This is a genomic window from Caldimonas sp. KR1-144 (assembly GCF_049446155.1).
GTDB lineage: Bacteria > Pseudomonadota > Gammaproteobacteria > Burkholderiales > Burkholderiaceae_C > Rivibacter.
Genome location: NZ_JBMSEE010000010.1, coordinates 238,531 through 245,048, shown reverse-complemented (window position 1 = coordinate 245,048; position 6,518 = coordinate 238,531). Strand labels below are relative to the sequence as shown.

The following is a 6,518-nucleotide window of genomic DNA, read 5'->3' as shown; positions in this document are numbered from 1 at the left end:
AATCGGGCATGCTTATGGGTGTTCATCCGGGTCGGCTCTTTGGGTTGGATTGAGGTTTGGCGACTTCCAGTCTCTCAAACCCCATCCGGATGAACACCCGATACAACCTATTGAAGCTTCACAACTAGCCGACGAGCCGGCCGTCGGCCGTCAGCATCGTCTGCGCGACGAACTGGCTCCCGCGGCGCTGGCCGCTGCCGAAGCTGATCGCGAAACCGCCGAGGTCGGCGTTCGGCCTGCGCTGCAGCTCGGCCAGCGCCTGGGCGCGCGACGGCGGCGTCTCGAAGCGGCCGATGGCCTGTGCCGCATAGCGCGCGGCCAGGTAGCCCGCGAGGCTCATCGGCGACGGCGCTTCGTCGAAAAGCTGCTTGAGCAGGGCGCGGTAGCCGCGCACCACCGGCAGGGCCGACGACTGCGGATTCGGCACCACCTGCGTGAGGATCAGCGGCACCGACTTGCCGGGACCGATCTGCAGAAGCGTGGTCATGTCGACGTCGGCCAGGCCCACGACGTAGCGCTGGCGGCCGGCCTGGGCCAGGCCTTGCGTGAATCGCGCCAGCTCCGGCGCGCCGCCGAGGAACAGCTGCAGCACCGGCGACGTCGCCGCGAGCGAGGCGCCCCAGGCCGCGAGATCGGCCCCGACCGGCGCTGCCAGCGGGATCGTGCGCAGCGACAGCCGCGCGGCCAGAGCCTCGACGCCGGCGCCCAGCGCGCTGCGTTCGCGCGGGCTGGCGTAGACGACGCCCAGCTCGCGCACGCCCATCGAGCCCAGGTCCTGCAACACGCGCCGCAGCTGCACCTCGCGCGAGGCGAACAGCGGGAACACCGTGTCGTCGCCGTCGAGCGTGTTGTCGGCCACCCATGGGCCGACCTGCGCGATTGCCAAGCCCTCCTGCCGCAGCGCGGCGGCGCTGGCCAGCGCCAGCCGCTCGCCGGCAGTGCCGACCAGCATCGCGATATCGGCGTCGTCGCGCAGGCGCTTGACCGCCTGGGCGAGCGAGGCCGCGCTGCCGTCGGATTCGAGCGTGACGAGCTGCCACGGCCGACCGGCCTGGTTGAGCTCGGCGACGGCCAGCCGCACGCCGGTCGCGTAGTCGCGCGACAAGTCCTGCTGGTCGGCCGAGACATCGAGCAGCTGCGCAATGCGCAAGGGCCGAGCGCCGCGCGGCTGGGCCGTTGCAGCAAGCGGCAGCGCCAGCGTTGCCGCGGCCACCGGAGCCGCCATGAGGCGGCGGCGCGCCCGATCGAACGGCTTCGAGCGCATGAGCGTCATGACGGGCTTACTTCTTCGGCGGCATCAGCACGCGGTCGACGACCTGGACCACGCCATTGCTTGCCGCCACGTCCGCCTGCACCACGACGGCGTCCTCGATGGTCACCATCGTGCCGGCCTTCGAGACGGCCACGTTGGCGCCCTGGAGCGTCTTCAGGTTGCCGGGCTTGATGTCGGCCGAGGTCACCGCGCCAGGCAGCACGTGGTAGCTCAGCACGCTCTTGAGGGCTTCCTTGTCCTTGGACAGCGTGTCGAGCGTCTTGGCGGGCACGGCCTTGAACGCTTCGTTGGTCGGCGCGAACACGGTGTAGGGGCCGGCGCCGCGCAGCGTGTCGGCCAGACCGGCATCGTTGATCAGCTGGTTCAGGGTGCTGAGCTCGGGGTTGGATGCGGCGACATCGGCGATCGACTTCGGACCTGACAGCGACGCGCAGCCCGACAGCACCAGGGCGGCCAGTGCGCCGACCAGTGCCATACGCTTGTTCATCATGGAATGCTCCTTGCCTCGTGAGAATGGGACCGGCGGCAGCATAGAAATCGCATATGACCGTTCGGTGACGGTTCGGTGAATCCATCGTCACGAATGCCCTGTGGGCCGGTTCCCGCTGCGACTTGTCACGGAGATGTCATGCGGGCTGCCTACAGTGCGCCCGTCGAATCCCATCCCTGACTGAGAGGATTGCCCCCATGAAACTGACGCTGATCCGGGCCACCGTGGCCGCCGCCGCTGTGGCTTTCGCTTCCGGTGTTGCGCTGGCCCAGGACGTCACCGGTGCCGGCGCTTCGTTCCCGGCCCCGATCTACGCCAAGTGGGCCGACGCCTACAACAAGGCGACCGGCGCGCGCATCAACTACCAGTCGGTCGGCTCCGGCGCCGGCATCCGCCAGATCAAGGCCAAGACGGTCGACTTCGGCGCCTCGGACGCGCCGCTCAAGGACGACGAGCTGGCCAAGGACGGCCTGGTGCAGTTCCCGACCGTGATCGGCGGCGTCGTTCCGGTCGTCAACGTCAAGGGCATCGCTGCGGGCCAGCTCAAGCTGACCGGCTCGGTGCTCGGCGACATCTATCTCGGCAAGATCACCAAGTGGAACGATGCGGCGATCACCGGCCTGAATCCCGGCGTGTCGCTGCCGGATGCCGCGATCGCGGTGGTGCGCCGCGCCGACGGTTCGGGCACCAGCTTCATCTTCACCAACTACCTGTCGAAGGTGAACGCCGAGTGGAAGACCAAGGTCGGCGAGGGCACGGCGGTCAACTGGCCGACGGGCGCGGGCGGCAAGGGCAACGAAGGCGTTTCGGCCTTCGTGCAGCGCCTGCCTAACTCGATCGGTTACGTCGAGTACGCCTACGCCAAGCAGAACAAGATGGCCTTCGTGCAGCTGAAGAACGCGGCCGGCAACTATGTCTCGCCGGACGACGCCAACTTCAAGGCCGCGGCCGCGGGCGCCGACTGGACCAAGAGCTTCTATCAGGTGCTGACCGAGCAGCCCGGCAAGGACGCTTGGCCGATCACCGGCGCGACCTTCATCCTGATGCACAAGGCGCAGGACAAGCCGGCCAGCGCCGCCAACGCTCTCAAGTTCTTCGACTGGGCCTACGCGAGCGGCGACCAGATGGCTGCCGATCTCGACTACGTCGCGCTGCCCGACTCGGTGAAGGCGCTGGTCCGCAAGCAATGGGCTGACCAGATCAAGGACGGCTCGGGCAAGGTCGTCTCGTACAAGTAAGACAGCTCGTCCGACGAGCGGGGCCAGCGGCTCCGCTCGCCAGCGCGCCGCCTGCGGGCGGCGCGGGCCTGCGAACGAATTGCGGAGGCGACATGGCCGCTACACTGCCCGCGACCCCCATCCCCGACGACCACGCCATGGAACGCTCCGCGCCTCGCGGACGGCCGCCCGAGCGGCGGCGCATCGCCCCCTGGGCCGACGGCCTGTTCTCCGCCCTCGCGCACGGCGCGGCGCTGCTGACGCTGGCGATGCTGGTGGGCATCATCATCTCGCTGTTCATCGGCGCCGCCCCGGCGATCGAGGAATACGGGCTGAGCTTCCTGTGGACCGCCGACTGGGATCCCGTGCAGGAGAAGTTCGGCGGCCTGGTGATGATCTACGGCACGCTGATGACCTCGGGGATCGCGCTGCTGATCGCGGTGCCGGTGAGCTTCGGCATCGCGCTGTTCCTGACCGAACTCTCGCCGCGCTGGCTCAAGCGCCCGCTCGGCATCGCGATCGAGCTGCTGGCCGCGGTGCCATCGATCGTCTACGGCATGTGGGGCCTGCTGGTCTTCGGCCCGCTGCTTGCGCAGTTCGTGCAGCAGCCGCTGCAGGGCCTGTTCGGCAACGTGCCCTATCTGGGCGCACTGTTCTCCGGCCCGCCGGTGGGCATCGGCATCCTGTCGGCCGGGATCATCCTCGCGATCATGATCATCCCGTTCATCGCCGCGGTGATGCGCGACGTGTTCGAGGTCACGCCCGCGATGCTGAAGGAGTCGGCCTACGGCCTCGGCTCGACGACCTGGGAAGTGGTCTGGAAGGTCGTGCTGCCCTACACCAAGACCGGCGTCATCGGCGGCATCATGCTGGGCCTGGGCCGCGCGCTCGGCGAGACGATGGCGGTCACCTTCGTGATCGGCAACATGAACCAGTTGTCGTCGCTGAGCCTGTTCGAGGCCGCCAACAGCATCACCTCGGCGCTCGCGAACGAGTTCGCCGAGGCCGGCGAGGGCCTGCACCAGGCCTCGCTGATCTACCTGGGCCTGATCCTGTTCTTCATCACCTTCGTGGTGCTGGCCTGCTCCAAGGTGCTGCTGATGCAGCTGAAGAAGAACGAAGGGGGCCGTTCATGAGCGCCGTCATGCAAGCCTCGGGCGCACCGGCGGCGGCCAAGCTCGCCAAGCACCGTGCGCGCAAGCGCGTCAACGCGATCGCGCTGACGCTGTCGCTGGCCGCGATGGCCTTTGGCGTGTTCTGGCTGATCTGGATCCTGGTCGAGACGGTGCATCTGGGCATCGGCGGCCTCGCGCTGTCGACCTTCACCGAGATGACGCCGCCGCCGCAGGCCGAGACCGGCGGCCTGGCCAACGCGATCTTCGGCTCGCTGCTGATGGTGAGCCTGGCCACGCTGGTGGGCACGCCGATCGGCATCCTGGCCGGCATCTACCTCGCCGAGTACGGCCAGAAGACCTGGCTCGGCGCCTCGACGCGCTTCATCAACGACATCCTGCTGTCCGCGCCGTCGATCGTGATCGGCCTGTTCATCTACTCGGCCGTGGTCGCGCCGATGAAGAGCTTCTCGGCGCTGGCCGGCGTGCTGGCGCTGGCGCTGATCGTGATTCCGGTGGTGATTCGCACCACCGAGAACATGCTGAGCCTGATCCCCAACGCGCTGCGCGAAGCGGCCTACGCGCTGGGCACGCCGAAGTGGAAGGTGATCTCGTCGGTGACGCTGAAGTCGGCGCGCGCCGGCGTGGTGACCGGCGTGCTGCTGGCGCTGGCGCGCGTGGCGGGCGAAACGGCGCCGCTGCTGTTCACCGCGCTGTCGAACCAGTTCTGGACCGCGAGCCTGACCGAGCCGATGGCGAGCCTGCCGGTGACGATCTTCAAGTTCGCGATGAGCCCCTACGAGAACTGGCAGAAGCTGGCGTGGGCGGGCGTGTTCCTGATCACGATCGGCGTGCTGGTGCTCAACATCCTGGCGCGCGCGCTGTTCCGCAACAAGCATTGAAGGACCTGACATGGACGCCAAGGTCGAACTGCCCGTCACCGAGCGCGCCAAGCTGGCGGTGCGCAACCTGAACTTCTACTACGGCCACTTCCACGCGCTCAAGAACATCAACCTCGACATCCCCGAGCGCAAGGTCACGGCCTTCATCGGCCCGTCGGGCTGCGGCAAGAGCACGCTGCTGCGCACCTTCAACCGCATGTTCGAGCTCTATCCCGAGCAGCGTGCCGAAGGCCAGATCCTGCTCGACGGCGACGACATCCTGCACAGCAAGGAAGATGTCTCGCTGATTCGCGCCAAGGTCGGTATGGTCTTCCAGAAGCCGACGCCGTTTCCGATGTCGATCTACGACAACATCGCGTTTGGCGTGCGGCTGTTCGAGGACCTGCCGCGCGTCGAGATGGACGAGCGCGTCGAATGGGCGCTGAAGAAGGCCGCGCTGTGGAACGAGGTCAAGGACAAGCTGGCCCAAAGCGGCGCCGGACTTTCCGGCGGCCAGCAGCAGCGCCTGTGCATTGCGCGCGGGATCGCGATCAAGCCCGAGGTGCTGCTGCTCGACGAGCCCTGCTCGGCGCTCGACCCGATCTCCACCGGCAAGATCGAGGAGCTGATCCACGAGCTCAAGAGCGACTACACGGTGGTGATCGTTACGCACAACATGCAGCAGGCCGCGCGCTGCTCGGACTACACCGCCTACATGTACCTCGGCGACCTCATCGAGTTCGGCCCGACTTCGGAGCTGTTCATGAAGCCGAAGAAGAAGGACACCGAGGACTACATCACCGGTCGCTTCGGCTGAAGGGGAAACGACGATGAATGACAAGCATCTTTCGACCCAGTTCGACGCCGAGCTGGGCGGCATCTCGACCCGCGTGCTCGAGATGGGCGGCCTGGTCGAGTCGCAGGTCGCGCAGGCGATCTATGCGCTGTCGAACTTCAGCAACGAGACCGCCGCGCAGGTGATCGCGCAGGAGGACAAGGTCAACCACATGGAAGTGGACATCGACCGCGAGCTGTCCTCCATCATCGCGCGGCGCCAGCCGACCGCGCGCGACCTGCGGCTGCTGATTGCCGTAAGCAAGACCATCGGCAACCTCGAGCGCGTCGGCGACGAGGCCGCGCGCATCGCGCGCACGGTGCAGCGCCTGGTCAACACCGGCGTGTCGAGCCGGCTTCGCACCCCGGTGGGCGACGTGTCGTTCGAGGCCAGCCTCGCGATCGCGCTGCTGCGCAAGGCGCTCGACGCCTTCGCGCGCCTGGACACCGACAAGGCGATCGAGGTGATCAAGCAGGACAACCAGATCGACGAGGAGTTCGACGGCCTGATGCGCAAGCTGATCACCTACATGATGGAAGACCCGCGCACGATCTCGGCGTCGATCGACCTCGTGTTCGTGGCCAAGGCGATCGAGCGCGTGGGCGACCACGCCAAGAACCTCGCCGAGCAGATCATCTACATCGTCAAGGGCACCGACGTGCGCCACAACCCGGTGGAGCAGCTGGAGTCCATCGTCCGCTGATGACGAC

General features: G+C 67.4%; 7 protein-coding genes. 5 read left to right on the top strand and 2 right to left on the bottom strand.

All coding sequences use genetic code 11. The features are described 5' to 3' along the window. Positions 1-124 precede the first annotated feature (124 nt). Together ACO2TI_RS21115 and ACO2TI_RS21110 are read right to left on the bottom strand one after the other, a co-directional pair. Entirely contained in the window at positions 125-1,273 is a 1,149-nt protein-coding gene (locus ACO2TI_RS21115) for an ABC transporter substrate-binding protein (protein WP_423287149.1), read from the bottom strand. 7 nt (positions 1,274-1,280) lie between these two features. Continuing rightward, positions 1,281-1,760, bottom strand: coding sequence for a fasciclin domain-containing protein (locus ACO2TI_RS21110; protein WP_423287157.1), 480 nt, complete (start codon positions 1,758-1,760; stop codon positions 1,281-1,283). Positions 1,761-1,960: 200 nt separating this feature from the next. On the opposite strand from ACO2TI_RS21110, the gene pstS reads away from it, so the two are divergent. From pstS to phoU, 5 genes are all read left to right on the top strand, one after another. Next, positions 1,961-3,001: a phosphate ABC transporter substrate-binding protein PstS gene (gene pstS / locus ACO2TI_RS21105; protein WP_423287148.1), complete on the top strand. Its 1,041-nt coding sequence runs from the start codon at positions 1,961-1,963 to the stop codon at positions 2,999-3,001. A gap of 137 nt (positions 3,002-3,138) precedes the next feature. Further along, positions 3,139-4,116 (top strand): phosphate ABC transporter permease PstC, encoded by a 978-nt coding sequence (pstC, locus tag ACO2TI_RS21100; RefSeq protein ID WP_423287147.1) that lies wholly within the window; start codon positions 3,139-3,141, stop codon positions 4,114-4,116. Further along, complete coding sequence (gene pstA / locus ACO2TI_RS21095) at positions 4,113-4,994, top strand: phosphate ABC transporter permease PstA (protein ID WP_423287146.1); 882 nt, start codon at positions 4,113-4,115, stop codon at positions 4,992-4,994. The genes pstC and pstA overlap by 4 nt, the downstream gene beginning before the upstream one ends. 10 nt (positions 4,995-5,004) lie before the next feature. After that, positions 5,005-5,790 carry a phosphate ABC transporter ATP-binding protein PstB gene (gene pstB / locus ACO2TI_RS21090; RefSeq protein ID WP_423287145.1) on the top strand — a complete coding sequence of 262 codons (786 nt, stop codon included), beginning with the start codon at positions 5,005-5,007 and terminating at the stop codon, positions 5,788-5,790. A gap of 13 nt (positions 5,791-5,803) precedes the next feature. Continuing rightward, positions 5,804-6,511, top strand: coding sequence for a phosphate signaling complex protein PhoU (phoU, locus tag ACO2TI_RS21085; protein ID WP_423287144.1), 708 nt, complete (start codon positions 5,804-5,806; stop codon positions 6,509-6,511). The last annotated feature ends 7 nt before the right edge of the window (positions 6,512-6,518 follow it).

Excerpts from the sequence above, each read along its gene's own strand:
- pstS (WP_423287148.1), top strand. The coding sequence starts at position 1,961 with ATGAAACTGACGCTGATCCGGGCCACCGTGGCCGCCGCCGCTGTGGCT.
- pstC (WP_423287147.1), top strand. The coding sequence starts at position 3,139 with ATGGAACGCTCCGCGCCTCGCGGACGGCCGCCCGAGCGGCGGCGCATC.
- ACO2TI_RS21115 (WP_423287149.1), bottom strand. The coding sequence starts at position 1,273 with ATGACGCTCATGCGCTCGAAGCCGTTCGATCGGGCGCGCCGCCGCCTC.
- pstB (WP_423287145.1), top strand. The coding sequence starts at position 5,005 with ATGGACGCCAAGGTCGAACTGCCCGTCACCGAGCGCGCCAAGCTGGCG.
- ACO2TI_RS21110 (WP_423287157.1), bottom strand. The coding sequence starts at position 1,760 with ATGAACAAGCGTATGGCACTGGTCGGCGCACTGGCCGCCCTGGTGCTG.
- pstA (WP_423287146.1), top strand. The coding sequence starts at position 4,113 with ATGAGCGCCGTCATGCAAGCCTCGGGCGCACCGGCGGCGGCCAAGCTC.
- phoU (WP_423287144.1), top strand. The coding sequence starts at position 5,804 with ATGAATGACAAGCATCTTTCGACCCAGTTCGACGCCGAGCTGGGCGGC.